This is a genomic window from Nitrospirillum amazonense, from assembly GCF_007828035.1.
GTDB classification, from domain to species: Bacteria; Pseudomonadota; Alphaproteobacteria; order Azospirillales; family Azospirillaceae; genus Nitrospirillum; species Nitrospirillum amazonense.
In genome coordinates this window covers 396,708-421,487 of the sequence record NZ_VITV01000001.1, presented here as the reverse complement: position 1 = coordinate 421,487, position 24,780 = coordinate 396,708, and the positions used below count along the sequence as shown (strand labels likewise).

Genomic DNA, 24,780 nt, shown 5'->3' with positions numbered 1-24,780 from the left:
CAAGAGGTATCGGGCTCAAGAGGTGTGGGGTTCCATCCACCAGCGCCGGCTGAAGGTCAGCACGTCGTCCATCTGCCGGTCCAGGACACCCAGCATGCCGCCGGTCCAGGTCTCGAACGCGGCATTGCCGTCCAGGGTGCGCACGTTCTGCGGCAGGGTCCGAATCAGGGCGGTGGCATTCTCGCCTTGGCCGTAATCATGGCCCAGCTGTTGGAAGTAAAAGCCGGGCAGGGTGAAGCGGGGCCGGCCGCGATAGGCCAGGACCACGGTGTCATAACTGCGCTCATGCAAGGTGGCGGCGGCTTGCATCAGGACGCGCAGCACATCCAGCGGTGTGGCCGTGGGCGCCGTGCCCCAGACGTCCACCACCAGGGTGCCCGGCAGCACCAGGGCCCGGTGATAGGTGACGATATGGACCGGGGTGTTGCGTGGATCCTGGTCCAGCGCGCGGGCCACGGGCAGGGTGACGCTGACCAGATTCCATCCGGCAACGACGATGGCCACGATGGCCAGGCCTAAGGCCCCCTTCACCCACCTGGACAACACCCATACCCCGCCAACCGACGCGCTGGCGCCATGCTAGCGTTCCTATGGAGGATTGCAATCCATAGGCGTAAAACATTCAGATATTAATCTGTTAACGCGAAGTCCATGGCCATTTCAGCATGCAGTCGCGTTGTATCGAATACTGGCAGATCACTGTCGTCCTGACCCATGATCATGCCGATTTCCGTGCAGCCCAGGATGACGCCATCGGCACCAGCCGCGCGCAGGCGATCCACCTCCGCCAGGATGGCGGCCTTGGAGCCGGGCAGCACGATGCCCCGGCACAGTTCCTCGTAGATGACGCGGTGGACGGTGTCCCGGCCGGCGGCATCCGGCACCAGGGCATCCACGCCATAGTGCTGGGCCAGGTGGCCGCGGTAGAAGTCCTGCTCCATGGTATAGCGGGTGGCCAATAGGACCGGGCGGGTGCTGCCGGCGGCCTTCAGGGCGCGGCCGGTGGCGTCGGCGATGTGCAGCAGGGGGATGCTGGTCGCGGCGCGTACGGCGTCCGCCGACTTGTGCATGGTGTTGGTGCCGATCATCAGCGCCTCGGCACCCGCATCCTGCAGGCGGCGGGCGGCATCGGCCATCAGGGCCCCGGCGCCTGCCCAGTCACCCGCATGCTGCTTGGCCGCCACCTCGGCGAAATCCACCGACCACAGCAGCACGCGGGCGGAATGCAGCCCGCCCAGCCGGTCACGGGCAATGGTGTTGAGATGCCGGTAATAGAGCGTGGTGCTTTCCCAGCTCATCCCGCCGATCAGGCCTAGCATACGCATGGTGGACGCCCCCTTCGCCTCGTGCACGGGAAACGCTCTCACAGCACCATGGCGGCCGCCAGCTTGAACGGCGCACGGGTGCGTTGCACCCGGGCCAGCAGCCAGGCGCCCTCCAGCGCGATGAAAAAGCGCGCCGCCCGCTCCCGCGGGTCGCTGACGCCCAGGCGCTCGGCATGGCCTGCCGTGCGCACGGCCCAGTCCTCCAGCACCTCCGCCACCACGGCGGACAGGCGCGCGGAGTCGGGGATGGCGCCGATGACCAAGGCCGTGACGGGGCAGCCATCGCGCCAGTCCGAGGCCTCGAACCAGTCGGCGATGGTGTCGGCCAGGGCGTACACGCCGTCGGCGAAGGTGGGGGCGTCGGTGAAGGCCTGGTCGATCATGCGGGCGATGCGATGCCCGGCCAGGCGGGCTGCCTCTTCCGCCAGCTCTTCCTTGCCGCCTGGGAAGTGGTGGTAGAACGAACCCTTGGGCGCGCCGCTGACGGCGATGATCTCGTTCAGGCCCACGCCATTGTAGCCCTTGCGCCGAAACAGGGTCACGGCGGTATCGACGAAAAGCTTCTTGGCATCTGACAGGCGCGGCATGCCCCTTAATGCCAATTGTATGTCGGTCGGTCTAGTGATATCCCGTTCTATGGCGGTCACCATAGAACGGATCGCAGCGGACGGGGGACGCGTCGATGGCGGAAGATACAAGCGACCAATCGGTACACATCACCACCCCGGATGGCGCCCAATTGGCCGGCCGCCTGGCCCTGCCGCCGGACGGGCGTGAACCCCGGCTGGCCGTGGTGCTGCATGGCGCCACCGGCGTGCCGCGCGACTACTACACGCGTTTCGCCGCCTGGCTGGCGGCAGCCCGGGGCGCGGCGGTGCTGACCTATGACTACCGCGACTTCGGCGCGTCGGCCGCCGGGCCGGTCACCCGGTCCGACGCCACCATGGCGGTGTGGGGTGTGGTCGACCAGGCGGCGGCGCTGGACTGGCTATGCGATCGGTATCCAGAGGCCGAAATCTGGGTGGTCGGCCATTCCCTGGGTGGCATGTGCCTGCCTTTCCACGCCAACGCCGGACGGGTGGCGCGGTTGATCGCCGTCGCCTCCGGTCCCGCGCATTGGACCAAGCACCCGCTGAGCTACATGCCCTCGGTCATCGCTTTCTGGTTCCTGCTGGGGCCGCTGGCTACCCTGCTTTGCGGGTATCTGCCGGGGCGGCTGCTGGGCCTGGGCGCGGATTTGCCTAAGGGGGTGTTCTGGCAGTGGCGGCGCTGGTGCACCTCACGCGCCTTTTACCGGGTGGATTGGGGCCGGGCCATGCCCTATCCGATGCCCGATCGCATGACGGGGGCCGTCACCCTGGTGGGCATCGCGGATGATGAGATGATGCCGCCGGAACGGGTGCGCCGCCTGGCGGACTTCTACCCGGCGGCCACCATCAGCCACCGGGTCATCACCCCGGCGGAGGCCGGGTCCAAAGCTATTGGCCATCTGCGCCTGTTCACCGAGCGCAACGCCTGGGCCTGGCCGCTGCTGCTGGACGGCACCGCGTAAGGGCCGGTGCCGTCCGGTACCATGCGACCGGACGGCGGAGCTGACCCGGCCCCCTTCCACGGCAGGTTGGGCGGCCGGTGGCTCGGCCGCGAGTGGTATCACGGCACCAGTTGCAGGGTGTTGATGGTGATGTGCGGCCACTGGATCTTCCGTCCCGGGAACTCGGGGGAATCGAAGAACTCCAGGATGACGCGCTGGGCGTACTGCAACTGCAGCTTCGGCTGGTCCGGGGTATGGCCGGGCAGTTCCTCGACCCACAGGACGAAGCGCATCTCCGTGGCATTGGCGTTCTTGACGATGAAGGGCAGGTTCTCGATACCCCCCTGCACCGTCGTATCCATCAGCAGCACGGTCATTTTCGAGAAGGTTTCCGCCGCCGGGAAGGTCAGCAGGCTGAGCGGGTCGGTCGGGTCGAAGCCGGGGAAGCCCGACGAGGGCACATCACCCTTAAAGGGGGTGTCATGAAACTGTTTGTAGGGCGCCAGGTAGGGGTTGCTGAGGTCGCGTGGTCCCGCCCCGATGGGCAGGGCGGAAAAATCACCGATGGTGGCCGGGGCCAGGCTGATGGGCGCGTTGGTGACGTCGATGGACACACCCAGCGTGGTGATGGTGTCGCCGTGGGGAATACTGCCCACACGCGCGACATTCAGCGGGAGGCCGTTCATGGGCGGGGTGTTCGCGCTGATCGTGACTTCATTGGTCAGGTTCAGGAAGAACCCCGGCTCACGGTGAATACCCTCGCCGGCCTTCAGGGGCGAAATCTGCGATCCCATGGAGTCGATGGCGGCAACCTGCGTGACATTCTGGATGTACTGCAACCCTACGATCTTTTGATCATTGGGCGCGCCGCGATTGGGCACGTCGTTTAGTTCGTGGGTGAAGGACAAGCTTTCATCGAATTGATTGAACAGGATACGGAACTTGCCCGACACCCCCCCGGAATGCGCAGCATCGACCGGCAAGGCGATCATGTTCCAACCGCGGCCCTTGCCCACCCAATGACCCGGCAACTGGGCCAGTGGCCCCAGTGCCGGCGAATTCTGTTGCGCGGTTAAGATGCGGCGCCTCAAACCAGGCGCATTTTCCCCCGTCATATTCGGCCTCTCTGAATCGCTGCACATGGGTGCCGGTGGTGCAAGGGGCCGCCGACACAACCACAGAGGTGCAATTCTCGGGGTGTAGCACCAAAAAAGATTACTGCGAGTCAAAACATCTCTTAATTGCATATGTGATCAAAAGTGACAGGTAAATTGCAAATAATGGAGGTTAAGCACGGTTTAGCTGTAGCAATAAGCCGCCCTCACGCGGGGGATCCAAGCAGGCGGCAACGGGGATGCCTCTAGGCTACGCGCCGGCGCGCCGCTGACCCGGCGGGCGGCCAAGGTAGCGGCGTGCTGGCCATCGATGGATGCCAACCTGCCGGGACTCATCCGTCCCAGCCCGCAGCGCACAACCGCCTGGGCGCTATGGGTGATTTAGGTTAGGCCGCCACGGCTGCGGGGGCGGCGACCGCCCGTTCCAGACGGCCCAGCAGAGTGCCGAACAGGGCGGTTTCCGTCTGGCATATCCGCACCAGGCGGGCGGGTTCCCACGCGCCCAGGGCGCCCAGCCGCGTCGCCATGTCGGACAGGTGGCCCTGTTCCTCCGCCAGCAGGCTTTTCAGCGAGATTTTGGATCCCGCCCCGCGCAACGCCGTCTCATAGAGGTGGTAGAACCACACGGCGCGGAACTCCACGATCAGCGACATGTGCAGGTACAGCACTTTGGAGCGGGGCGGTTCGCCCGCCAGGGCCTGTTCCACGGCGATGTCCAGCTTCTGGAAATACAGACGCCCAGCGGCGGGCGACAGCAGGTCGGCCTGGACATAGTCCAGCGGGCGGCGGGCCACGCCCTCGGCATGGCGCTTGAAGAAGAAGGCGTGGCGTGCCTCTTCCGCCAGGTGCTTCAGGGTGGGCAGGTCCATGCCGGCGCCATGCTGGGTCGCCATGATCTTGTTGCTGCCCATATGCTCCATCAACGACAGCTCGTTTATGAAGCGGGCATGGGACGCGGGCGTGCGCAGGACATCGGCCAGGAAGGCCCGGACACGGGGGACCAGGGGGGCGTTATCGGCCTCGAAGGCGCCGCGCACGGTATCCAACGACTGCTGCATGATTCTGGAACCCTTACACCAACCGGCCTCCGTGACCGGGCGGGCGCACTCTGCGCGCGGCGTTTGGCCCCGGGCAATAGGATTCGCCCACCGTCCAAATAGGGGCCATCATTCGTCGCAGTTATGCCACCATGCGCGCGCAGCCTGACATGGATTGACGAGAACCAGGGTGGAACCTGCCATCATGTCCAGTTATGCGGTACCTGAACGCCCCATGGCCCGGCGCCTCGGCCTTCGCTACGGCGCCATGACCGCGCTCGCGCTGCTGATGACCATACCCCCGTTCATGGGCGATCTGGCGCGCGCCCAAGAGGGTGCGCCGGCCTACGACGATGGCGGCGACCAATATGCGGGCGATCCGCCGGCACGGGTGGGCCGGCTGGCACGGGTGCAGGGCACCGTCTCCTTCCACACCGCCGACGGCACCCAGTGGGACCCCGCCACCCCCAACTACCCCCTCACCAGCGGCAACGCGCTGTGGACCGAGCCGGGGGCCAGCGCCACGGTCGATATCTCCACCACCCGGCTGATCATGGACGGCACCACCGAGCTGGATATCGACAGCCTGGACGACCGCGATTTCACCGCCGACCTCGCGCAGGGCCAGGTCTATGTGCGCATCCGGGGCCTGTTGCCCGGCGAACGCTACAGCCTGCGCACGCCGCGCGGCCTGGTCACGCTGGAGGGGCCCGGCAAGTACGAGGTTTCGGCCGGGGATACTGACACCCCCACCCGCGTCACCGTGCTGGAAGGGTCGGCGCAACTCAGCGGCCAGGGCCTGTCCCTGCGGATCAATGGTGGGCAGACGGGGGAGATCACGGGCGACAATCCGCCCAACGTCAATGTGCGACCCGCCGAACACGACCCCTTCTTGACGGCCATGCTGCGCACCGACCGCGTCGGCTCTTCCACGCCCCCGCCGGACGTCATGGCCATGCCGGGCGCCGACGACCTGGGCGAATACGGCAGCTGGCAGGCCACGCCCGACTATGGGCAGGTCTGGTATCCGCAGGTCGCGCCTGACTGGGCGCCCTACCGCGACGGTCACTGGGCCTATGTCGCCCCCTGGGGATGGACCTGGATCGATGATGCGCCGTGGGGATTCGCCCCCTTCCACTACGGGCGGTGGGTGGATATCCGTGGCCGCTGGGCCTGGGCACCGGGCGGCACCGTCGTTGTCGGCGGGCCGCCGCCCCCGCCGGTCTACGCCCCGGCGCTGGTCGCCTTTTTCGGGGCTGGCGTGGCCATCGGCGTCAGCATCGGCGGCCCCCATTATGACGACAGGGGGCACCCACCCGTCGGCTGGTGCCCGCTGGGCTGGCAGGAACCATACCACCCCTGGTACCGGGCCAGCCCGCGCTATGTGGAGTATGTGAACCGGCCGGTGGTTCGCAACCTGACGGTCGTGAACAACGTCACCAACATAACCATCAACAGTTACGCCAACCGACGTGGCGCCTCGATGATGCCGGCGGACGCCATGGTGGCCGGCCGCTACGGCCGCTATAACGGCGGCGCCCGGCCTTGGGACGAGCATCAGCTCGCCAACGCGCGCGCCGTTGTGGGACGACCGCCGTTGCAACCCACCGTCGCCACCGCCGGTGTGACGCCGCAGGTGGCGCAGCATCTGCACCTGCCCGGCCCGCCGGGCGGCACTCCCGTCCCGCACCCAGCCAACCCCGGCCCCCGTTTCGAGCCACGGGCCGAAGGCGCAGGTCCCCGGCCCCTGGATTTGCGCGGGCCTAATGGTGCCCCTGCCGGAGGTCCGCAGGCCGGTGCTTTCCGGCCGGGCGATCCGCATTCCAACGGTAATGGGCCCAATGGTAACGGGGCCAACGGCAACGGGCCCGGGACCGACCAGCCTGGTGGTTTCCGTCCGACGGACCGCCGGCCGGATGAGCCGGGATTCCATCCGGGCCAACCAGGGACGAACCGACCTGAGGGCGCTGCCTGGGCCAACCGGGGTCCTGGCGGGCTGCCGACCTTGCGCGACCATAACCAGCCGCCCGGCCCGCCGCCGGTTCATCAGGCGGCGCAGGAACGCCCCGGACCCACAGCCGGTCAGGCGTCCCCTCCCGCGCAGCGGCCCGATGGACCGCCACAGCAACCCAATCACCAGGAAGGGGGGGCGGGCGGCCCCCCGCATTCGGCGGCCCACCCGCCTCAGGGCCAGCCGGGCCCCGCCCAACAGCCCGGGCCCGAACGTCCGCAGGGGGCGCCGGCGGTCCCGCATGGGGAACGCCAGCGGCCCGACACGCCAAACTTTGAGGAACGGCGCCAGCCGCGGGGGCCGCAGCCGCCGCACCAGGCCGAGCGCCCCCAACCTCCGCACGAAGTCCATCAGCCGTCCCGGCCGCAGGAGCCGCAGATGCGGCCGCAGTCACCGCCGGAGCCCCGGCCGCATATGGATATGGCCCCCCGGCCCGAACCGCAGCGCATGCCGCCGCCTCAGGCGCGGCCGGAGGCACCGCATCCACAGCCCCTGCAACATCCACAACCGCAGCAGCACCCACAGCCTCAACCGCACGCTGAGCCGCAACATCAGCAAGCGCCGGGCCGCCCCAACGATCCCGGCCAGCCCCATCACAACTGACGGGAATGGCGATCAGACCTGTTCAGCCGTGCGGAAGCCGTCGTGGTGGCGGATCACTTCCTTGATGATGAAGTTCAGGAACTTGGCCGCGAAGTCCGGATCCAGGTGGGCGCCCTCGGCCAGGCGGCGCAGGCGCTCGATCTGGGCCGCCTCGCGGCCTGGGTCGCTGCTGGGCAGGTCAATACGCGCCTTCAGCGCCCCGACCTGCTGCGTGCACTTGAACCGTTCCGCCAGCATGTAGATCAGGGCGGCGTCTATGTTGTCGATGCTGTCGCGCAGGCGCTTCAGTTCGGGATGAATGGCGGGGGCAGGGTGCTCGGCGCCGGACATGGCCACTCCTTGGGATCACGGACGGGCCCGACAGTACAATCCGCCGCCGACCGTCGTCAGTGAAAATTATGAGGGGCTTTTATAACAAACGGTCGTGTGTGCGCTGGAAGCCGCAACAGCCGATGCATAAATTCAGACCTTCCTGAACCAAATTTACGGGGGTGGCCATGGAGGCCGGGGGAGAGACGGGGGCCGCGCCGGGCGGCTGGCAGTTGGCGCAGATGAACGTCGGCACGGCGCTCTACGCCATGGATGACCCGCGCATCGCCAATTTCGTGAACCAGCTGGACGAGATCAACGCCTTCCGAAGGCAGCCCCGGCTTCGTCTGGCGCCTGCAGTCCGACAGCGGCAACGCCACCGACATCCTGGTCAGCGACAATCCGCGCTTCTTGGTGAACATGTCGGTGTGGGCCTCGGCCGAGGCACTGTTCGATTACGTTTACAAATCCGCCCATCGCACCGTCATGGCGCGGCGGCGGGAGTGGTTCGAACGGCCCGTGGACATGTACCAGGTCCTCTGGTGGGTTCCCGCCGGCCATCGCCCCACCCCGCGGGAGGGGTTGGAGCGTCTGGCCCATTTGGAACGGCACGGGGCCACGCCCGACGCTTTCACCTTCAAGCAGAAGTACCCGCACCCGGCCGCCCCGCCCGCGGCGCCTCAGGACATGGCGCCGGAACCGCATTGCGTCGGCTGGGAGTGAGCGCGCCCCGGGAAGGTCGCATTAAATCCCGGGGGGTGGCGTTTTTTCGCCACCTTTGGGCGGTGTCATGAAAGTGCCCGGCGAGGCCGGGACCTGTCCATGTCGAAAGGATCGAGACCATGCCCGTCCTGACCCGCTCCACCACCAGCGCCTCCCCGTCCGTCGGCCTGTCCTGGCGTCGTCGCGGGATCGCTGCCCTGGCCCTGGCCTTCGGCCTGGCGTTGGCGCCGTTCATGACGGCCGGCAGCGCCCAGGCCGAGGTGGTCCATCATCGCGTGGTGCATCACCGCCACCATCATCACCACCATCACCACGTGCACCATGTGGCGCATCACGCCCCCGTGCATCATCCCCATGGCTAAAGCCGGGTAACGGCGACCGGGGGCCGGCCCACTTTTGCGGGGTACCCCGCCAATTGGCCGGCTTTCGGCCCCAGATGAAACGCCTTGGCGGAACTTTACGGTCCCCAGGGCGTTTTCATATCCGTTCTGCTCCGCTTACCCGCCGGCCCGGTTCCAGGATCCGGCCCATCCCAGGGGTGCCGTTGGGGCAAAGGGTATACCCCCGCCCGGACCACATTGTTTGCGGTGTTGCGACGTTTTTTCGCCACCATTGGGCGGTCCCCTGATGTCACGCCTTTCTTACAAGGAATGGAGGACGACCCATGTTCACGAAGTTGACCACCGCGGGCTGGGCCCGCACGGCGACCGCGCTGACCCTGGCCGCCGGCCTGGCGTCTGCCCCCGTCTTGAGCGCTGCCGCCTGGGCGCAGACCGCGCCGCCCGAGGGCACGCCCATGCCGGGCACACCACAATCCGAAGACACGACCCGCAGCGGCACGCCGTCGACCCTGCCGCCGGCGCCGGATGCCACCAGTCCCAGCCCGTCCAATTCCCACGGCCTGCCGGGTGACCGCGCCGGGATGGGCCAGCAGCCAGGCCAGCAGCCCGGTATGAACCAACCGGACGTTTCGTCGCCGTCGACCATGCCTCCGGCCCCGTCGGACCAGAGCGGCTCCATGTCCTCGTCCTCCGGGCAGGCGGTGACGGAAAAACCGCCCGTGGTGCAACCGCTGCCGCCGCATGACCCCAACGACGACAAGGGCAAGGCCGCGAAGTCGTCCAAGGCCAGGAAGTCGGCCAAGCACACCGCCCAGAAGAAGACCGATCCCGGCCAGAGCCCGGAGGAGGCCGCGCCGCCGCCCCCGGCTCCGTCCAGTCCGGACAGCGGCACCACCGGTTCGACCAGCCAGCCGGACAATCCCCGTCTGTAAGGCCCCGTCTGTAAGGTGCGGCCGGACGCGCGCTTGTGAGGCACCGTCCATCTCCCTTCAGGCGCGTTGTGCGAAACCCCCGGGGGCCCGTCCCCGGGGGTTTCGTTGTGACCAGCCCTCTTATTGCCGGCGACGACCTGACCGGCATGGGCCATTCCCCCCGGGGCGCCTGAGCGGCGGGCCAAGGTACCGAGCCTGAGCCGGCCTAGGTGAAGACGAACCCCAACCGCACATTTCCCCAGAGGCGGCGATCGACCACGATGGGGCAATCGATCTCCTTCATGCGCCGTGATCCGCCATCACCCAGGTCACGGTTGTAGGCCTGGATCAGGAAGGGGCGGCTGTTGCGCGCGGCCGCTAGGCCGGTGCGATCCAGATAGCGGCGCCGGCTGCGGGTTTTGCCGTCCGGTTGGGCGTTGTGGGTGGGTACATAACCATTGGTGGCCGCGGCCACGCAGAAGATGATACGACCGTCCTGGGCCAGCGCAGGTTCCTGCAGAGATGGGAACAGCTCATCCGCCAAGGCGGTGTAGGGGGCGATGTATTGCTCCGGCGAGGTCCCGGGAACGGGGTCCAGGGCTTCGCTGAACAGGGCGTCGTGGGTGATGCGACCGTCCCGCAGCGCCTGGATCAGGGCCGCGGTAATGTCGGTGGCCACCTTCCGCGCGGCGGTGATCAGCCCTTCATCCGCGGCGATCATGGCGTAATAAGTGCCTTTCAAGCGCTCCCGCACAGCGGCATCCAGTTGGTGGAAACGTACATGCAGGCCTGCGGGGCTCTGGGCCGCAAGGTTGCAGGGCAGATTGCCCACGCCGTCCAGATGCAGCACGGCGGCGGCGCCGTCCGGTGGCAACGCGACGTCCTTATCCGCCAGCGCCGCCACGGCCCCACCCAGCGACAGGTCCAGGACGCGCGCCGGATGACGTCGCCCATCCAGGGTCACCGCTGCTGCCAGGTCGCACGGAATGCGGTCGGACTCGCGCCGGTCCCCCGCCACCGACTGGCGCAGCACCATCAGCAGGCGCGTCTTCATCTGGCTGACGGCCTGGTTGGTGGCGGCCACCTGGCGGCTGACGGTGCCGGCGGCCAAGCACACGGTGTCCGCTTGGCCGCGGATGTGGTTGACGCTGCTCGACACCTGGGTGGCGACGTCGGCGGATTGCGCGGCGCCTCGGCCGATCTCAGCGTTGGCGGCGGCCTGTTCTTCGACCGCCGCCGCCGTGGCGGTAGCCGCCTGGTCGATCAGCTCAATGGTGTGGATGACGGCGTGCAGGGCCTGAACGCTGCCGTCCACCGCGCTGCGGATGTCCGTCACCTGCTGGGCGATCTGCTCGGTGGCTTTGGCGGTCTGCGCGGACAGGCTCTTCACCTCCCCGGCCACGACGGCAAAGCCTTTGCCGGCATCGCCGGCGCGCGCCGCCTCGATGGTGGCGTTCAACGCCAGCAGGTTGGTCTGGCTGGCGATGTCGCCAATCAGGGCCAGCACTTGGCCCACCTCGGCCGTCGCATGTTCCATGCGGTGCAGGGCCTGGGCGGCGTTGCGGGCGTCCAGCACGGCGCGGCGGGCGATATCGCTGGATCGTGACGCCTGGTGGGCGATCTCCGTCCCCGCCGCCCCCTGTTCCTCGGCCGCGGCGGCCACGGTGGCGGCGGTGCCGCTGGCCTGCGTCGCGGCGGCGGCCACCACCACAGTATCCTGCTGCACCTCCTGGATGTTACCCAGCAGGCCGGTCACGGCGTTCTCCACCTCGGCGGAGGTGCGGTTGATGTCGCGCCAAGTGGCCTCCAGGTCGGTTTCGATCAGCTGACAGGTCTCCAGCAGGGTGCGGCGGGTGGTTTCCTGCTCCCGCGCTTCCAACTCCACCCGCTCCCGCGCCTGATAGGCCAGGATGGCCCTCAGGGCCCGCAGCCGGCCGGCTGCGGCCTGGAAATCGCGCAGGGCCGGCAGGTCGATGACGTGCAAATGGTCGCCCTGGATCAGGGCGTCGATGTCCTGAACCTGGCGGTGCAGGATGGTGCGCAGACGCCGCGCCAGGGTCAGGCACTGGACCAGGGTCGGGGGCACCGCCAACGCCGCCGCCCACCCGGCGGGCAGGCCGGCGGTGGCGGCGGCCAGGCCGGCGGTGGGCACCAGCACCAAGGCGGCCAGCCGGGCGTTCAAGCCGCCCAGCCAGCGTGCGATCGCGTGCGCCACTCCGGTCCCGTGCAGTTGCCCACCGGCCAGGCGGACGCCGCCACCGCCCTGCCGCAGGGCGGTGTATAACCGGTCCGCCGCCGCAACCTCCGCCCGGCCGGGCTTGGTGCGGATGGAGATATAGCCGGTGATGCGGCCGTCCTCCTGCACCGGAGTGACGTTGGCCCGCACCCAGTAATGGTCGCCGGACTTGGCGCGATTCTTCACCAGCCCTTCCCACGGTTGTCCCGCCTGGACCGTGGCCCACAGGTCGGCGAACGCGGCCTTCGGCATATCGGGATGGCGCACCAGATTATGCGGTGCACCCAGCAGTTCCGCCTCGCTGAAGCCGCTGATGGCGATAAAGGTCTGGTTGACAAAGGTGATGCGTCCCTTGTCGTCGGTTCTGGAGACGAGCATTTCCCCTTCGCCGACCAGGATTTCGTTTTGGGTCACTGGGCCGGTGTCGCGCATGTCATTTGTCCTGCCAATTATTGGCGCTGGCTGCGTTGTCCGGCCTTTGTCGTTTATTTTATCGATCTGTGATTGATGTGGCGCAAACCTATACCGAAGAATACGGGCAGTTCATTCGGAAAATAATTTCCTAAACTACTTCCGCACGCGGCGATCGATGATGGCGACGGTGGCCATCCCGATCAGCATGGCCAGGATGAACAGGGGCGCGCCCACCAGGTCCGCCCCCTTTGGGTCGGCCATCGCGACGCCCAGGGCCGCTAGCGCCGGACCGGGGCAATAACCCACCAATCCCCAGCCAATGCCGAACAGGGCGGCCCCGGCCACCAGCCGGCCGTCGATGGCACGGGCGGCCGGCGGCTGGAAGGCGGGTGCCGCCAGGGGCGCCTGCCGACGGCGCCCCAGGGCGAAGCCGGCCGCCGCCACGGGCACCGCCGCCGCCATGACCAGGGCCAAGTTGGGGTCCCAGCCGCCGGCCACATCCAGGAAGGCCAACACCTTGGCCGGGTTGATCATGGATGACACGGTCAGGCCGAACCCGAACATCAGGCCGGCCGCCAAGGCTAGAATGAGACCGCGCATGGGCTCAGCCCCCCAGGACATGGCGGTGGAGAAAAACGGTCAATGCGGCCACGGCCATGAAGACCCCGGTGGCTGTCGCGGAACGCGGCGACAGCCGGGCCAGGCCGCAGACGCCGTGGCCACTGGTGCAGCCGCCCCCCAACCGCGTGCCCACCCCCACCAGCAGCCCGCCGACGATCACCAGCGTGGGGCTGGCCCCGAGTGCGCCGGTTGGCACGGGGCCGCCCGCCAGACGGTACATCACCGGCGCCGCCATGACCCCGGCCAGGAAAGCCAAGCGCCAAACCCGATCGCCCCGTGCGGCGGTCATCAGGCCACCCACGATGCCGCTGATGCCGGCGATGCGACCGAGGCCCAGCCACAGCACGGCTGCCGCCGCGCCGATCAGGGCGCCGCCCATCAGGGCATCCGCGGGGGTGAAGCCGTTCATGGTTGTTCCTCCGGCGCGCAGAACAGGGCGTACAACGCCTCCAGCATCGGGCGTACCTTGTCGGACCCGATGCGGTAGTGGATCACCGTCCCCTCCCGCCGCGTGGCCACCAGCCCCTCATCCCGCAGTTTCGCCAGATGCTGCGACAGGTTGGACTGCGCCAGTCCCAGGTGTTGCCCCAGGGCGCCCACCGTCATCTCCCCCTGCACCAGGGCGCACAGGATCATCAGCCGGTGCCGGCTGGCCAGCGACCGCAGGAAGGCCTCCGCCTCAGCCGCGCGGGCCTCGAGGGACGAGGGGTCGGGCAAATCCATCATACATTCCTAATTTCTAAATTAGACTTGACTAATATATAGGAAGGCATCAGCTTCAGGCAAGCGTTCCGGCGCTTGCCGGACATCTCCTTGAAAGGGACAGCGGCCATGGCCCCCGACGTGCAGGCCTTTTTCGATGATGCCACCAACACCGTGACCTATCTGGTCACCGACCCCGCCAGCGGGGCGGCCGCCATCATCGACAGCGTGCTGGATTTCGATCCCAAATCGGGGCGCACGGGCACGGCCTCGGCCGACCGGATCATTGCTGCCGTGCGGGCGCGGAGCCTGTCGGTACAGTGGATTCTGGAGACCCACATCCACGCCGATCATCTATCCGCCGCCCCCTATCTGCAGCGGGCGTTGGGAGGCCGGACCGGCATCGGGGCGGAGGTGCGGCAGACCCAGGCCATCTTCGGCCGCCTGTTCAACCTGGGGGGTGACTTCGCGACCGATGGCCGCCAGTTCGACCATCTGTTCCAGGATGGGGAGGCGGCGGCCTTGGGCGGGCTGACGGTGCGGGTGCTGCACACGCCCGGTCACACGCCGGCCGACGTCAGCTATGTGATCGGTGACGCGGCCTTCGTGGGCGATACCTTGTTCCAGCCGGATTACGGCAGCGCGCGCACGGATTTCCCCGGGGGCGACGCCGCCACGCTCTACCGTTCCGTCCGGCGCCTGCTGGACCTGCCGCCGGACACGCGACTGTTCACCGCGCACGATTACAAGGCGCCGGGTCGCGACTATTATGCCTGGGAAAGCACGGTGGCGGAGCAGCGCGCCCGCAACATCCACTTGCGCGACGGGGTGGATGAGGCCGCGTTCGTCGTCCTGCGGCGGCAGCGCGACGCGGGCCTGGACACGCCCCGCCTGCTGTTGCCTTCGGTCCAGGTCAATGTGCGGGCGGGGAACCTGCCCCCGCCCGAGGGGAATGGCGTCCGCTACCTGAAAATCCCGCTGGACGCCCTGTAACCGGTCGCTCAGCGATCCGCCGCTCAGTTCTTGGGCGTGGTGCGGGCCAGCAGGTCGGCCAGCTTGTCCTGCCACAGCACCGCCCAGGTGTGGCTGCCGTGGCCGTGGGTCTGGTCGCTGGCCGGGATCAGGATGAACTGGCCCTTGGGAATGCGCTTCACGAGCTGTTCGGCCAGGCCCAGTTCCGGCGGATTGATGAAATCGTCGCCGGAATTGATCCACAGCACCGGCGCCTTGATCGTCTCCAGCTTGGGGGACGGGTCGTAGAAGCGTGACGCGTCCAGCTGATAGATCAGGTCGTTGGCCTCCATGCCGCTCACGTCCAGGATTTTGTCCACCGCGGCGTCGGCCGCCTCGCGGGTGGGATAGGCCTTCTGCATCTGGATGGGGGCGCTGCCGGCGATGGACAACAGCGCGGCGGCGGTGCGCAGGCCCTCCTTGGGCTGGGCCTTGTACTCGCCGCCTTGCCAGGCGGGGTCGGCCTTGATGGCGGCAATCGACATCTGGCGCCACAGGCGGTTGCGTCCGGCGATGGTCTGCGGCAGGCACGCCAGCGGCATCAGCGCGTCCATGGCGTCGGGGTAGGTCTCGCCCCAGACGAAGGCGTGCATGCAGCCCATGGACGTGCCCATGACCAGGCGCAGATGGTCCACGCCCAGCCTGGTCACCAGCTGATGTTCCAGCGCCACCATGTCGTCGTAGTCATACTGCGGGAAATGGGCGTGCAGGCCGTCGCTGGGCTTGCTGGACTTACCGTGGCCAACGTCGTCCGGCAGGATGATGTAATAGCGCGCCGGGTCCAGCACGCCGCCCGGCTGGAACAGCACGTCGCTGAACTGCGGGCGCAGGAACTGGGCGCCGGTGCCGCCGGTGCCGTGCATGATCAGGATGGCGTTGTCGACATGGCCTTTGGCGTCACGGTGCGGCGTGCCCAGGGTGGTGTAGTGCAGCCGCACCTCGGGCAGGGTCTCGCCGGTCTTGAACCTGAAGTCCTTCACCGTCACGTCACCCTCCTTGGTGACGGGCTTCACCGGTTCGGCGGCCAGCGCGGCAGCGGTGGCCAGCAGGGCGGCGCCCAACAACAAGGGCGCGCCGACGGCGCGGGCGAGGGATCGGATCATGGCGTGAAGGCTCCAGGCGGGGTTCTTATCGTATGCAATATACGCCGACATTCACCCAACCCGGTATATTCCGTTGGTCGGTTCCCATCCCTGGGTGCGACCCTGCCAGGGTCAGCGCGCGGCGGACGGTCCCCGCGCGGCGATGGCCTTGTGCGCCCGGTCCAGGAAGCCGTGGGACAGGGCGTGGTACACCGCCTCCGCCCCTATCATGCGGGCGGCGCCGCAACCGATCAGGCTGCCGGCCATGATGGGCACGGCCATGGCGTGGTTGCCCGTCATTTCCAGCACGATGACGAAGGCGGTGATGGGCGCCTGCACCACACCGGCGAAGTAGGCGACCATGCCCACCAGAACCGCGACCTCGGCATTGGCGCCCGGCAGCAGGTGCCCCAGTTCCGCACCCAAGCCGGCCCCCACGGCCAGGGAGGGGGAGAAGATGCCGCCGGGAATGCCGCTGACGGAGGACAGGGCCGTGGCCAGCCACTTGGCCGGCCCGAAGATGGGGGATACCGCGGCGGCGGCCTGCGGATGGGACGCCGCCTCCAGCAGGGCCTTGGCTTGCGCATAGCCGGTGCCATAGGTGTCGCCGCCGGTGGCCAGGCCCAGCAGGGCCAGCGCCAGGCCGCAGAGGGCGGCGAAGGGGACGGGATGGGCCTTGATCCAGCGCCCGGCGCGGCCGGCGTGGCCGGGCCAGTGGCCGATGCCCTTGGCCATGCGGACCACCACCCGGCTGAAGGCGCCGCCGGCCAGGCCGCCGATGGCGCCGCACAGCGGCACTAGCGCCCAGTCCTGCCAGGTGGCCATATGGGCCGTGCTTTGCCCGAAATAGAGATAGTCGCCCTGGATGGCCAGCGGGGCGGCGCCGGCCACCGTCACGGCGGCCAGCACCAGGGCGCCGGTCCGCATGTCGAAGCCGCGCCCCATTTCTTCGATGGCGAAGACGATGCCGGCCAGGGGCGTGTTGAAGGCGGCGGCCACGCCGGCGGCGCCGCCGGCAAGCAACAGGCCGGGAAAGCGTCCGCCGAAGGTGGCGCCCACCCGATGCATGAGCGAGGCGCCCACCTGCACCGTCGGCCCTTCGCGCCCGATGGAGGCGCCGACCGCCAACCCCACCAGGGTCAGCACGATCTTGCCCACCGCCAAGCGGATTGAGACCAGGGCTGTCCGTTCCCGCTGGTCGCGCAGCTCCCGGGCGGCGATGGCCTGGGGTATGCCGCTGCCGCCGGCATTGGGGAAATAGGCCCGCGTCAGCCAGGCTGACAGCGCCAGCCCCGCCGGGGTGAGCAGCAGGGGCAGCCAAGGCCGGCCGGCGATGGCGCCGCCGAACAGTTCCTGCGCCTTGTCCGCCAGGGCGGCGAAGACGACGGCCGCCAGACCCACCAGCACGCCACCACCCCAGAACACCAGCCGCCGTTGCCACCCCTCGCGGGAAAGCCACAGGCGGCGGGTGCGTCGGTATGCTGCCAATGCCATGGGAGGGGGCCCCTTCTCGGGAAATTGTGTCTGGAGGGACGGTGAGGATGTCGACGCACCCTAGACCATGATCCGGCCGGGGGCGACCTGATCCTGTCCTTCATAAAGGTGAACGCAGGCCCGTCGGCCTGTCATGCCTGCGGCCTCGGGGTGGGCGGCCCTGGCGATATCCAGGCCGCGGCGGCGGTTTCAATTCGGCCCGAGTGCCAATTGGGTCCACTGGCTGTAAGGTGCGGCGAATTGACGGACCCTCATGCCTCAAAGGACGTGATCGCCCATGACAGACATGCCCGACGCCGACGAGCGCGCGCGTATACTGCTGGCCCAGGCGCACGCGCGGCTTGATGCGGGCGATGGCGCGGGGGCGGAGGCGCTGTGCCGCGACGCGCTGGCCCAGGATCCCGCCTGCGCCGCCGCGTGGAACATGCTGGGCGCCCTGTTGCTGCAGCGTCGGGACGCGACGGCAGCGGAGTGTTTCGCCCAGGCTGTCCGCCACGGCCCCCAGGTGCTGGAGCATCACCGCAACCTCGCCGGCGCGCTTCACCAGATGGGGCGCTCGGCGGACGCCGCCGCGGCGCTCGGCCGCGCCCTGTCCCTGCTGGGCCCCCACGGCGGGCTGCTGGCGGCCCTGGGCGACGCACGGATGGCCCTGGGCGACACCCCGGGCGCCGTCACGGCCTATCGCGCCGGGCTGGACCATCTGGCGCCCGGCCCTGAGAAGATACGGGTCCAGGGCAATCTCGTGCGTGCCCTGTCCGCCTGCGGTTGGTGGGATGAGGCGGTGGCGGTGGCGCGGGAAAGGGTGACGTCGGCGCCCGGCGCCCTCACCTGGCGCGACCTGGCCAATACCCTGCTGGCAGCCGGCCAGGTGGACGCGGCGGTGGAACCGGCGCTGGCCGCTGTGGCGCTGGCACCCGACCGGGCCGATTTGCGCGTCGTCGCCTCCGCCGTGCTGATCGATGTCAACCGCATCGACGAGGCGGCGACCCAGGTGGCGGCCGCCCTGGCCCTGGCGCCGGACATGGCCGAGGCTCAGGCCAACCGCGGCTTCATCGCTCTGCGCCGGGACGATGCCGCCGGGGCCGCCGCCGCTTTCCGTGCCGCCCTCGATGGCACGCCCGCTGGCGGTGGCCTTCCCTTGGCTGCCCTGCATGAGGGCCTGGGCACGGCCCTGCTGCGCCAGGGCGACATCGCCGGTGGCGCCCCCCATTTCGCTTGGCGCTATCGGATCCCGGGCCTGGGTCCGGCGCTGGCCGGCGTCCCGGTATGGGATGGCGTGGTCCGGCCCGGTGTCGCGCTGGTGGTGACGGCAACCCAAGGGCTGGGTGATGTCATGCACTTCATCCGATATGCCCCGTTCCTGCGCCAGGCGGGCATGCGGGTCATCTTCCGGGGCATGGCGGCCCTGGTGGATTTGCTGAACGCATCCGCCCTGGTGGAGGGGGCGGGGCCTTTGGCCCAGCCGCTTGCGCCGGATGCCGGCTGGGTGCAGGCCGATTGCCTGGCGCTGCTGCCCCTGGCGGCGACATCCCTGGGTTTCGCCGCTGATACCGTGCCCTATCTGACGCCGCCGGCGGACGCGGTCCAGCGCTGGGCGGGGGTGCTGGATGGCCTGCCGCCGTTCCGCGTGGCGCTGGTGTGGGCGGGGTCGACCCGCCTGGCCTACCACCGCCACCGGGCGCCGCGCCTGGCGCCCTTGCTGCCGCTGCTGGACGATCCGGCGCTGACGGGCCGGGTGGGCTGGGTCTGCGTTCAGACCGACGATGGGCGGCGCGACCTGGCGACGGTGGGTGCCGCCTTGGCCGACCGGGCGGATTTCCTGGATTTGGGTGATAGACTGCGCAGCCTGGCCGACACCGCGGCCATCCTGGCGCAGGCGGATCTGGTCATCGCGCTGGATACGGGCGTGGCCCATCTGGCCGGGGCCCTGGGGCGCCGGCTTTGGCTGATGCTGGACACGGGCAGCGAATGGCGCTGGTTCTCGGGGCGGGAGGACAGCCCGTGGTACCCGACCGCCCGCCTGTTCCGGCAGCGGCGCCCCGGCGATTGGCCGGGCGTGGTCGCTGACATGGCCGCGGCGTTGCGCGGCCATGTCGCGGAATAGCGGCGGGGCGGCCTGGATGGCCGGGCCCCGCCGCCGGAACTTACTTGCCGTCCTTCGGCGTGCCGGTGCCGTTGAACGCCTCGGTCTTGCCGCCCATGCTGGCGCAGGTGCCGGCCTTCACGGCCTTCCAATCCTGGCCGTCATAGTTCTTGGTGGACTGGCCGGCGCAGGAATGGGTGCCTGAGGCGTTGGCGCAGCTGTTCTGCCCAGCCTTGGAGATGCCATAGCACTTCTCGGTGGCGTCGGCGGCGTGGGCCGGGCCGGCGAACGCCGCCAGCGCCAGGGCGCCGGCCAGGGCGGCCGCGACGGTGACGGCCGTCTGCGGCGTGGCAGAAACGTCGGCGGTCTGCCGGACGGTGGACGAAACACGGGATTGAGACATGGGCCTTCCTCCTGTTGGGGCCGGGTGACGGCCGCGTCGGCCCCTCCGGCTAGGGGGAAGATAGGGCAGGCGGCGATACTTGCAAAACAGCCTTTAGCGCGGATCGTGCGACAAAACGGATAGTATCGTGCGTGCAGGTCTCGAAAGACGGGAAAGCCTGAAGGAAAGCCTCCGCCCATGACCGACACCTTCCAAACCGATGACCTCGTCCGTTACGCCGTGGGCCTGCACAAGGCCGGCAAGCACGAGGCGGCGGCGGCCATTTATCGCCAGGTCCTGGACCGCGACCCCGGCCGGGGCGACGCCGCCCATCTGCTGGGTATGCTGCTTGCCCAGACCGGCCGCCTAAGGGAGGCGGAGTCCCATATCCGCCAGGCCCTGACGCGCTTCGACGCCATGGCCGACCTGCACGCCAGCCTGGGCCTGGTGCTGGCGGACCTGGAACGGCTGGAGGAGGCTGCCGCCAGTTGGCGGCGGGCCCTGGCGCTGGCGGCGCCCGGCACCCCCTGGGTGCCCGAGGTGGCGGCGCGACTGGCCGCCGTGCCCGCGGTTCCCGCGCCGCCGCCGCAGGGGGATGCTGTGGCCTTGCTCGCCCTGGCGCGGCAGCGGCTGCGCACGGACGACCTGGGGGCGGCGGAAGCCCTGTGCCGCGAAGCCCTGGCCGCGGATGGAACGTATGCCGACGCCTGGAACATGCTGGGCGTGCTGGCGCTGCAGGTGCGTGACGAAGCCGCTGTCGAGCATTTCGCGGCGGCGGTGCGGCATGCGCCCCAGAATGTGGCCCACCACAGCAACCAAGCCGCCGCCCTGTATCAGCTGGGTCGGCCGGCCGAGGCGGCAGAGGTGATCAATAACGCCCTGGCGGTTATCGGCGCGCGCGCCAGCCTGCTGGCCCAGTTGGGTGATGCCCGCTTCGCCCAGGGGGACAGCGTCGCCGCCGCCGCGGCCTATCGGCTGGCGCTGGATTATCTGGCGCAGGAACAGGCCCAGGGGGTGGTCTCCGGTATCGACGCCTTCCGCGTCCAGGGTAACCTGGCCCGGGCATTGTGCGCCTGTGGCCTGGCGCGCGACGCGGTGGCCGTGGCGCAGACGCGGGCGGCGGGCGTACCGGGGGTGGACGCCTGGCGCGACCTGGCCATCGTCTTGCTGGCGGCGTATGACCCGGACGCCGCCCTGGCACCCATCCTGCGGGCGGTGGAGGCGGCGCCGGAACGCGCGGATCTGCGCGTGACCGCGGCGGCCGCCTGCATCGACGCCAACCGCGTTGACGAGGCGGCCGCTCATGTGGCGGCTGCCCTGGATCTTGACCCCCACTCGGCCGAAGCGCATGCCAACCAGGGTTTCATCGCCCTGCGGCGCGGGGATCCCGTGACGGCGGAATCCTGTTTCCGCACGGCGCTGGACCGTCATCCGCCAACGCGCGACGCCAACATCGCGGTGTTGCACCAGGGGTTGGGCATGGCCCTGCTGCAGCTGGGCGACGTAGTGCGCGGCGCCCCGCATTTCGCCTGGCGTCGGCATATGCCCGGCCAGGGCCAAGGCTTGGCCGATGTGCCGCCCTGGGATGGCGTGGTGAGGCCGGGCGCGCATCTGGTCATCACCGCCACCCGGGGGCATGGCGACGTGATGCAGTTCATCCGCTATGCGCGGCCGCTGCGGGCGGCGGGCATGCGGGTGGTGTTCCGGGGCATGGACATCCTGCTGGACCTGTTAGCGGCCTCTGATTTGGTGGAGGACGTCGGCACCCTACGCGACCCCTTGCCGTCGCCCAGGCCAGGGCATCAGTGGGTGCAGGCGGACTGCATGGCCCTGCTGGCCCTGGCGGGCACGGGCCTGGGCTGGGCGGCGGACACGGTGCCGTACCTGGCCCCGCCGGCCGATGCCGTTGCCCGCTGGGCCGGGGTGCTGGACACCCTGCCGCCGGTGCGGGTGGCGCTCAGTTGGGCGGGCTCGACCTTGTTTCCCTACCACCGCCACCGGGCGCCCCGCTTGGCACCCCTGCTGCCGCTGCTGACCGATGCGCGCCTGGCCGGCCGCGTGGGCTGGGTGTCGGTGCAGACGGACGATGGGCGCCGGGATCTGGAAACGGTGAACCTGCCTTTGACGGTGCGCGAGGACTTCCTGGACGTGGGCGACGGCCTGCGCAGCTTCGCCGACACGGCCGCCATCCTGGCCCAGGTGGACGTGGTCATCACCCTGGACACCGCCGTGGCTCATCTCGCCGGCGGCTTGGGCCGGCCCCTGTGGCTGATGCTGGATACCGGTTCGGAATGGCGCTGGCTGACCCGGCGAACGGACAGCCCCTGGTACCCCACCGCCACCCTGTTCCGCCAGGCCCACCCCGGCGATTGGGCCGGCGTGGTCGCTGCCCTGGCGGATGCGCTGTCCGCCTATGTGGGGGCGTCCATGGGCGCCCCTGTAGGAAAGATTCCCGGCGCAGTTTGAATGGAAGGCCGGTCTTTTGGGTTAGGGTGCCATCGTGGCGCTTGAACCGCCCCACCCCACCGCCAATCGTTTAAGGGGTGAGGTGGTGATGCGGGATCTGACAGACGTTTTCGATCGTACGGGGGCGATGGACCGCCCTCCCTATCGCGGCTTATTGGGCGAGATCTGGTCGCTGCCCAGCTATCGTCCCGAGCCGCCACCGCCCCTGCCGGCGGGCGACCGCACGGTCCTGGTCATACCGGCCTTCCTCACCGCCGATCTCTTTACCCAGCCTTTGCGGGCTTTCCTGGCCCGGTGCGGCCATGCGCCCCAGACCTGGGGGCTGGGCATCAACTGGGGGCCGACGGCATCGGCGCGTGCCGGCCTGCGCCGCCGATTGGATGAGATCTGCGCCGCGACGGGCACGACCATCGATGTGGTGGGCATCAGCCTGGGCGGCCTGCTGGCCCGCGACCTGGCGCAGCACAGGCCGGACCAGGTGCGTCGCGTGATCACCATCGGCAGCCCGGTGCGCCTGCCCACGGCCACGCCCCTGGAACCCCTGATCCGACTCATTGCCCGCCGTTATCCCGAGGATCTTGAGCCTGGGCAGTTGTCCCAACCCCTGTCCATGCCCACCACCGCCATATACAGCCGTGACGATGGCGTGGTCGCCTGGCAAAGCTGCTGGGTGCCGGAACCACAGGGCCGCGTGGTGGCGGTGCATGGTGCCCACGTCACCATGTGCCGTAATCCGGACGTGCTGCGCGCCGTGGCCGAGGCGCTGGCCTAATCAGGGCGTCGCGTCGTCGCGGAAGATCATCTCAATGGGCAGGCCGAACAGCCGCCCAATCCTGAAGGCCAAGGGCAGCGACGGGTCGTAACGTCCCGTCTCCAGCGCGTTGACCGTCTGGCGCGATACGTCCAGCCGGCGGGCCAGGTCGGCCTGGGTCCAGCCATAGCGGGCGCGCATCTCACGCAGGCGGTTGTTCATGCGGGCACCCCGTCGTGATGGCGGCCCTTCCCAGGGCGGGGCGGGCCGTCACTCCTCGTCATTCTCGTCCCCCTCCGGCGCCTGCAGCCAGCGGCCCAGGAACTGGCCAACGACCAGCAGCAGCACCATCAGCGGCCACACCGTGAACATGGACAGGCGCGGGAAGCCCGCGACCTCCAGAAAGCCGTAGGTGAAGGTCAGCAGGGCGGTGCCGGCGAAGGCGAAGCCGATGGCGATCAGCTGCACCCGTCCCTCTTCCGGCCCGCTGCGGCGCAGGTGGCGCACCACGGCCCACCAGATGCCGACGCAGGCCACCATAGGGGCGAAGGCCACCACGGTACGGGTGCCGCCCTGGACCCAGCCGTTGTTCAAGGCCATCAGGGCCAGGGTCATCAGCAGGCCGTAGGCCAGCAGGGCCACCACGAATTCGATGAGATAGCGTTTGCCGGGCATGCGTGGGATCCGTTGGACGGGCGGGGGCTATCCCCCGGAGAATACAGACAGGTCGCTCACCCAGACAAGTATGCGCGACATGGCGGTGTCGTTGCCTTGGTGGTGCGTCACGCGTCGGTGATAAGGGTGTTCAAGGCGTCCAGCCGGTCGGCCAGGGGACCGTCGCGGCGGATCAGCATGCGGATTTGCACACGCGTCAGCGCGAAGGGCAGGGGGGCCAACTCGCCTGCCAAATGCAGTGTCTCCAGCAGATGCAGTCCGTTGCGATGAACCAGGACGCAAAAATCCGCCCGGCCGTAGCGCACGCGCTGCAGCATGCCCTCCGTCGTGCCGCTGCGTTCCAGGTTCAGGCCACGGGACTCCAGCGCGTCCATCTCGGCGCCATAGGCGCTGCCCAGCGGGGCAACACCCGCCCGGCCGAACAAATCGGCGACGGTGCGGTAGCGGCCCACATCGGGACTGCGCACGAAGGCGCGCACGTCGTCAGTGGCATAAGGGGCGGTATAAAGCATGCGGTCCGTGCGCTCGGCGTTCCACAGCGCGGAGACCAGCAGGTCCACCCGGCCGTGCTCCAGCGCCGCCAGTGCCCTTTGCCAGCGACCGAACGTCAAAGGTATGGCCGCCAGTCCCAGGTGATCCAGTGCTGCCTGTGCCTTGTCGGCCCCCAGGCCACGGAGCCGATCCCCCTCCTCCCAGCTGTAGGGGAACCAGGCGGGGTTGCCGCCGATACGGATGGCGGGCGTCTGCGCCCCGGCATCGCGTCCGGCCGCGCCCCATAAGGCGGCGGCCAATAAGAACCCGCGTCGCGTGGTCACGCCGGCGGCGGTGCCCGTCGCACCGGATGCCGTCATCGCTTGTCTGCCCCATCTCGCCCCACCGTCCCGGCTGGCCTTCCACCGGCCACGCCGTCGGGGGCGTCATTCGTTCGCTTGCAGGATGGCAAAGGATGGCAGGCCT

Annotated in this window: 24 protein-coding genes and 1 pseudogene; 9 read left to right on the top strand and 16 right to left on the bottom strand. The window is 69.1% G+C overall.

What is annotated here, in order from left to right; all coding sequences use genetic code 11:
* Nucleotides 1–15: 15 nt before the first annotated feature.
* From FBZ87_RS01875 to FBZ87_RS01865, 3 genes are all read right to left on the bottom strand, one after another.
* Nucleotides 16–543, bottom strand: a complete 528-nt coding sequence (locus FBZ87_RS01875; RefSeq protein ID WP_145608682.1) for a hypothetical protein — start codon at nt 541–543, stop codon at nt 16–18.
* A gap of 86 nt (nt 544–629) precedes the next feature.
* The gene (locus FBZ87_RS01870; RefSeq protein ID WP_145608681.1) at nt 630–1,325 is read right to left on the bottom strand and encodes an aspartate/glutamate racemase family protein; all 696 of its coding nucleotides are present in this window, start codon (nt 1,323–1,325) and stop codon (nt 630–632) included.
* Between the two features lie 38 nt (nt 1,326–1,363).
* Nucleotides 1,364–1,912 carry a TetR/AcrR family transcriptional regulator gene (locus tag FBZ87_RS01865; RefSeq protein ID WP_186454516.1) on the bottom strand — a complete coding sequence of 183 codons (549 nt, stop codon included), beginning with the start codon at nt 1,910–1,912 and terminating at the stop codon, nt 1,364–1,366.
* Between the two features lie 95 nt (nt 1,913–2,007).
* On the opposite strand from FBZ87_RS01865, the gene FBZ87_RS01860 reads away from it, so the two are divergent.
* Complete coding sequence (locus FBZ87_RS01860; protein WP_145608679.1) at nt 2,008–2,877, top strand: alpha/beta hydrolase family protein; 870 nt, start codon at nt 2,008–2,010, stop codon at nt 2,875–2,877.
* Between the two features lie 98 nt (nt 2,878–2,975).
* On the opposite strand, the gene FBZ87_RS01855 is transcribed toward FBZ87_RS01860, so the two are convergent.
* Nucleotides 2,976–3,971 carry a heme-binding protein gene (locus tag FBZ87_RS01855; protein WP_277908287.1) on the bottom strand — a complete coding sequence of 332 codons (996 nt, stop codon included), beginning with the start codon at nt 3,969–3,971 and terminating at the stop codon, nt 2,976–2,978.
* 386 nt (nt 3,972–4,357) lie between these two features.
* On the bottom strand, nt 4,358–5,029 hold the full coding sequence (locus tag FBZ87_RS01850; RefSeq protein WP_145608677.1) for a hypothetical protein: 672 nt from the start codon (nt 5,027–5,029) through the stop codon (nt 4,358–4,360).
* Between the two features lie 184 nt (nt 5,030–5,213).
* Between FBZ87_RS01850 and FBZ87_RS01845 the strand changes: the two genes are divergently transcribed.
* On the top strand, nt 5,214–7,622 hold the full coding sequence (locus tag FBZ87_RS01845; protein ID WP_145608676.1) for a FecR family protein: 2,409 nt from the start codon (nt 5,214–5,216) through the stop codon (nt 7,620–7,622).
* A 12-nt stretch (nt 7,623–7,634) separates the two neighbouring features.
* On the opposite strand, the gene FBZ87_RS01840 is transcribed toward FBZ87_RS01845, so the two are convergent.
* Entirely contained in the window at nt 7,635–7,952 is a 318-nt protein-coding gene (locus FBZ87_RS01840) for a chorismate mutase (protein ID WP_145608675.1), read from the bottom strand.
* A gap of 315 nt (nt 7,953–8,267) precedes the next feature.
* On the opposite strand from FBZ87_RS01840, the pseudogene FBZ87_RS01835 reads away from it, so the two are divergent.
* The 3 genes and pseudogenes from FBZ87_RS01835 to FBZ87_RS01825 form a co-directional block, all read left to right on the top strand.
* A pseudogene (locus tag FBZ87_RS01835) lies at nt 8,268–8,654 on the top strand (DUF3291 domain-containing protein); the annotation flags it as partial.
* A gap of 119 nt (nt 8,655–8,773) precedes the next feature.
* Nucleotides 8,774–9,016 (top strand): hypothetical protein, encoded by a 243-nt coding sequence (locus tag FBZ87_RS01830; protein ID WP_145608674.1) that lies wholly within the window; start codon nt 8,774–8,776, stop codon nt 9,014–9,016.
* 302 nt (nt 9,017–9,318) lie between these two features.
* Nucleotides 9,319–9,927 (top strand): hypothetical protein, encoded by a 609-nt coding sequence (locus FBZ87_RS01825; RefSeq protein ID WP_088873792.1) that lies wholly within the window; start codon nt 9,319–9,321, stop codon nt 9,925–9,927.
* Nucleotides 9,928–10,132: 205 nt separating this feature from the next.
* On the opposite strand, the gene FBZ87_RS01820 is transcribed toward FBZ87_RS01825, so the two are convergent.
* From FBZ87_RS01820 to FBZ87_RS01805, 4 genes are all read right to left on the bottom strand, one after another.
* A complete protein-coding gene (locus FBZ87_RS01820; protein ID WP_145608673.1) occupies nt 10,133–12,574 on the bottom strand; it encodes a methyl-accepting chemotaxis protein in 2,442 nt (813 codons plus the stop codon).
* 135 nt (nt 12,575–12,709) lie between these two features.
* Complete coding sequence (locus FBZ87_RS01815) at nt 12,710–13,156, bottom strand: DUF6691 family protein (RefSeq protein WP_145608672.1); 447 nt, start codon at nt 13,154–13,156, stop codon at nt 12,710–12,712.
* A 4-nt stretch (nt 13,157–13,160) separates the two neighbouring features.
* Entirely contained in the window at nt 13,161–13,586 is a 426-nt protein-coding gene (locus tag FBZ87_RS01810; protein WP_145608671.1) for a YeeE/YedE family protein, read from the bottom strand.
* On the bottom strand, nt 13,583–13,903 hold the full coding sequence (locus FBZ87_RS01805) for an ArsR/SmtB family transcription factor (protein ID WP_211106812.1): 321 nt from the start codon (nt 13,901–13,903) through the stop codon (nt 13,583–13,585). Before FBZ87_RS01805 ends, FBZ87_RS01810 begins: the two co-directional genes overlap by 4 nt.
* Before the next feature lie 105 nt (nt 13,904–14,008).
* Between FBZ87_RS01805 and FBZ87_RS01800 the strand changes: the two genes are divergently transcribed.
* Nucleotides 14,009–14,872, top strand: a complete 864-nt coding sequence (locus tag FBZ87_RS01800) for an MBL fold metallo-hydrolase (protein ID WP_145608670.1) — start codon at nt 14,009–14,011, stop codon at nt 14,870–14,872.
* 23 nt (nt 14,873–14,895) lie between these two features.
* Here FBZ87_RS01800 and FBZ87_RS01795 read toward each other — a convergent pair whose 3' ends face one another.
* Nucleotides 14,896–15,993, bottom strand: coding sequence for an alpha/beta fold hydrolase (locus FBZ87_RS01795; protein ID WP_145608669.1), 1,098 nt, complete (start codon nt 15,991–15,993; stop codon nt 14,896–14,898).
* Nucleotides 15,994–16,104: 111 nt separating this feature from the next.
* Complete coding sequence (locus FBZ87_RS01790; protein ID WP_145608668.1) at nt 16,105–17,466, bottom strand: chloride channel protein; 1,362 nt, start codon at nt 17,464–17,466, stop codon at nt 16,105–16,107.
* Between the two features lie 277 nt (nt 17,467–17,743).
* Between FBZ87_RS01790 and FBZ87_RS01785 the strand changes: the two genes are divergently transcribed.
* Nucleotides 17,744–19,570 carry a tetratricopeptide repeat protein gene (locus FBZ87_RS01785; RefSeq protein ID WP_145608667.1) on the top strand — a complete coding sequence of 609 codons (1,827 nt, stop codon included), beginning with the start codon at nt 17,744–17,746 and terminating at the stop codon, nt 19,568–19,570.
* A 40-nt stretch (nt 19,571–19,610) separates the two neighbouring features.
* On the opposite strand, the gene FBZ87_RS01780 is transcribed toward FBZ87_RS01785, so the two are convergent.
* Nucleotides 19,611–19,952, bottom strand: a complete 342-nt coding sequence (locus FBZ87_RS01780) for a BufA1 family periplasmic bufferin-type metallophore (RefSeq protein ID WP_145608666.1) — start codon at nt 19,950–19,952, stop codon at nt 19,611–19,613.
* Between the two features lie 177 nt (nt 19,953–20,129).
* Between FBZ87_RS01780 and FBZ87_RS01775 the strand changes: the two genes are divergently transcribed.
* Complete coding sequence (locus FBZ87_RS01775; RefSeq protein ID WP_145608665.1) at nt 20,130–22,397, top strand: tetratricopeptide repeat protein; 2,268 nt, start codon at nt 20,130–20,132, stop codon at nt 22,395–22,397.
* 88 nt (nt 22,398–22,485) lie between these two features.
* Nucleotides 22,486–23,169 carry an alpha/beta fold hydrolase gene (locus FBZ87_RS01770; protein WP_145608664.1) on the top strand — a complete coding sequence of 228 codons (684 nt, stop codon included), beginning with the start codon at nt 22,486–22,488 and terminating at the stop codon, nt 23,167–23,169.
* Here the strand turns inward: FBZ87_RS01770 and FBZ87_RS01765 are convergent, their stop codons facing one another.
* From FBZ87_RS01765 to FBZ87_RS01755, 3 genes are all read right to left on the bottom strand, one after another.
* Nucleotides 23,170–23,370: a helix-turn-helix transcriptional regulator gene (locus FBZ87_RS01765; protein ID WP_088873784.1), complete on the bottom strand. Its 201-nt coding sequence runs from the start codon at nt 23,368–23,370 to the stop codon at nt 23,170–23,172. It abuts the gene before it with no gap.
* Nucleotides 23,371–23,418: 48 nt separating this feature from the next.
* Nucleotides 23,419–23,823: a hypothetical protein gene (locus FBZ87_RS01760; protein WP_186291382.1), complete on the bottom strand. Its 405-nt coding sequence runs from the start codon at nt 23,821–23,823 to the stop codon at nt 23,419–23,421.
* A gap of 107 nt (nt 23,824–23,930) precedes the next feature.
* Nucleotides 23,931–24,674 (bottom strand): substrate-binding periplasmic protein, encoded by a 744-nt coding sequence (locus FBZ87_RS01755; protein ID WP_145608663.1) that lies wholly within the window; start codon nt 24,672–24,674, stop codon nt 23,931–23,933.
* Nucleotides 24,675–24,780 lie beyond the last annotated feature (106 nt).

Excerpts from the sequence above, each read along its gene's own strand:
- FBZ87_RS01870 (WP_145608681.1), bottom strand. The coding sequence starts at position 1,325 with ATGCGTATGCTAGGCCTGATCGGCGGGATGAGCTGGGAAAGCACCACG.
- FBZ87_RS01865 (WP_186454516.1), bottom strand. The coding sequence starts at position 1,912 with ATGCCGCGCCTGTCAGATGCCAAGAAGCTTTTCGTCGATACCGCCGTG.
- FBZ87_RS01860 (WP_145608679.1), top strand. The coding sequence starts at position 2,008 with ATGGCGGAAGATACAAGCGACCAATCGGTACACATCACCACCCCGGAT.
- FBZ87_RS01855 (WP_277908287.1), bottom strand. The coding sequence starts at position 3,971 with ATGACGGGGGAAAATGCGCCTGGTTTGAGGCGCCGCATCTTAACCGCG.
- FBZ87_RS01850 (WP_145608677.1), bottom strand. The coding sequence starts at position 5,029 with ATGCAGCAGTCGTTGGATACCGTGCGCGGCGCCTTCGAGGCCGATAAC.
- FBZ87_RS01845 (WP_145608676.1), top strand. The coding sequence starts at position 5,214 with ATGTCCAGTTATGCGGTACCTGAACGCCCCATGGCCCGGCGCCTCGGC.
- FBZ87_RS01840 (WP_145608675.1), bottom strand. The coding sequence starts at position 7,952 with ATGTCCGGCGCCGAGCACCCTGCCCCCGCCATTCATCCCGAACTGAAG.
- FBZ87_RS01830 (WP_145608674.1), top strand. The coding sequence starts at position 8,774 with ATGCCCGTCCTGACCCGCTCCACCACCAGCGCCTCCCCGTCCGTCGGC.
- FBZ87_RS01825 (WP_088873792.1), top strand. The coding sequence starts at position 9,319 with ATGTTCACGAAGTTGACCACCGCGGGCTGGGCCCGCACGGCGACCGCG.
- FBZ87_RS01820 (WP_145608673.1), bottom strand. The coding sequence starts at position 12,574 with ATGCGCGACACCGGCCCAGTGACCCAAAACGAAATCCTGGTCGGCGAA.
- FBZ87_RS01815 (WP_145608672.1), bottom strand. The coding sequence starts at position 13,156 with ATGCGCGGTCTCATTCTAGCCTTGGCGGCCGGCCTGATGTTCGGGTTC.
- FBZ87_RS01810 (WP_145608671.1), bottom strand. The coding sequence starts at position 13,586 with ATGAACGGCTTCACCCCCGCGGATGCCCTGATGGGCGGCGCCCTGATC.
- FBZ87_RS01805 (WP_211106812.1), bottom strand. The coding sequence starts at position 13,903 with ATGATGGATTTGCCCGACCCCTCGTCCCTCGAGGCCCGCGCGGCTGAG.
- FBZ87_RS01800 (WP_145608670.1), top strand. The coding sequence starts at position 14,009 with ATGGCCCCCGACGTGCAGGCCTTTTTCGATGATGCCACCAACACCGTG.
- FBZ87_RS01795 (WP_145608669.1), bottom strand. The coding sequence starts at position 15,993 with ATGATCCGATCCCTCGCCCGCGCCGTCGGCGCGCCCTTGTTGTTGGGC.
- FBZ87_RS01790 (WP_145608668.1), bottom strand. The coding sequence starts at position 17,466 with ATGGCATTGGCAGCATACCGACGCACCCGCCGCCTGTGGCTTTCCCGC.
- FBZ87_RS01785 (WP_145608667.1), top strand. The coding sequence starts at position 17,744 with ATGACAGACATGCCCGACGCCGACGAGCGCGCGCGTATACTGCTGGCC.
- FBZ87_RS01780 (WP_145608666.1), bottom strand. The coding sequence starts at position 19,952 with ATGTCTCAATCCCGTGTTTCGTCCACCGTCCGGCAGACCGCCGACGTT.
- FBZ87_RS01775 (WP_145608665.1), top strand. The coding sequence starts at position 20,130 with ATGACCGACACCTTCCAAACCGATGACCTCGTCCGTTACGCCGTGGGC.
- FBZ87_RS01770 (WP_145608664.1), top strand. The coding sequence starts at position 22,486 with ATGCGGGATCTGACAGACGTTTTCGATCGTACGGGGGCGATGGACCGC.
- FBZ87_RS01765 (WP_088873784.1), bottom strand. The coding sequence starts at position 23,370 with ATGAACAACCGCCTGCGTGAGATGCGCGCCCGCTATGGCTGGACCCAG.
- FBZ87_RS01760 (WP_186291382.1), bottom strand. The coding sequence starts at position 23,823 with ATGCCCGGCAAACGCTATCTCATCGAATTCGTGGTGGCCCTGCTGGCC.
- FBZ87_RS01755 (WP_145608663.1), bottom strand. The coding sequence starts at position 24,674 with ATGACGGCATCCGGTGCGACGGGCACCGCCGCCGGCGTGACCACGCGA.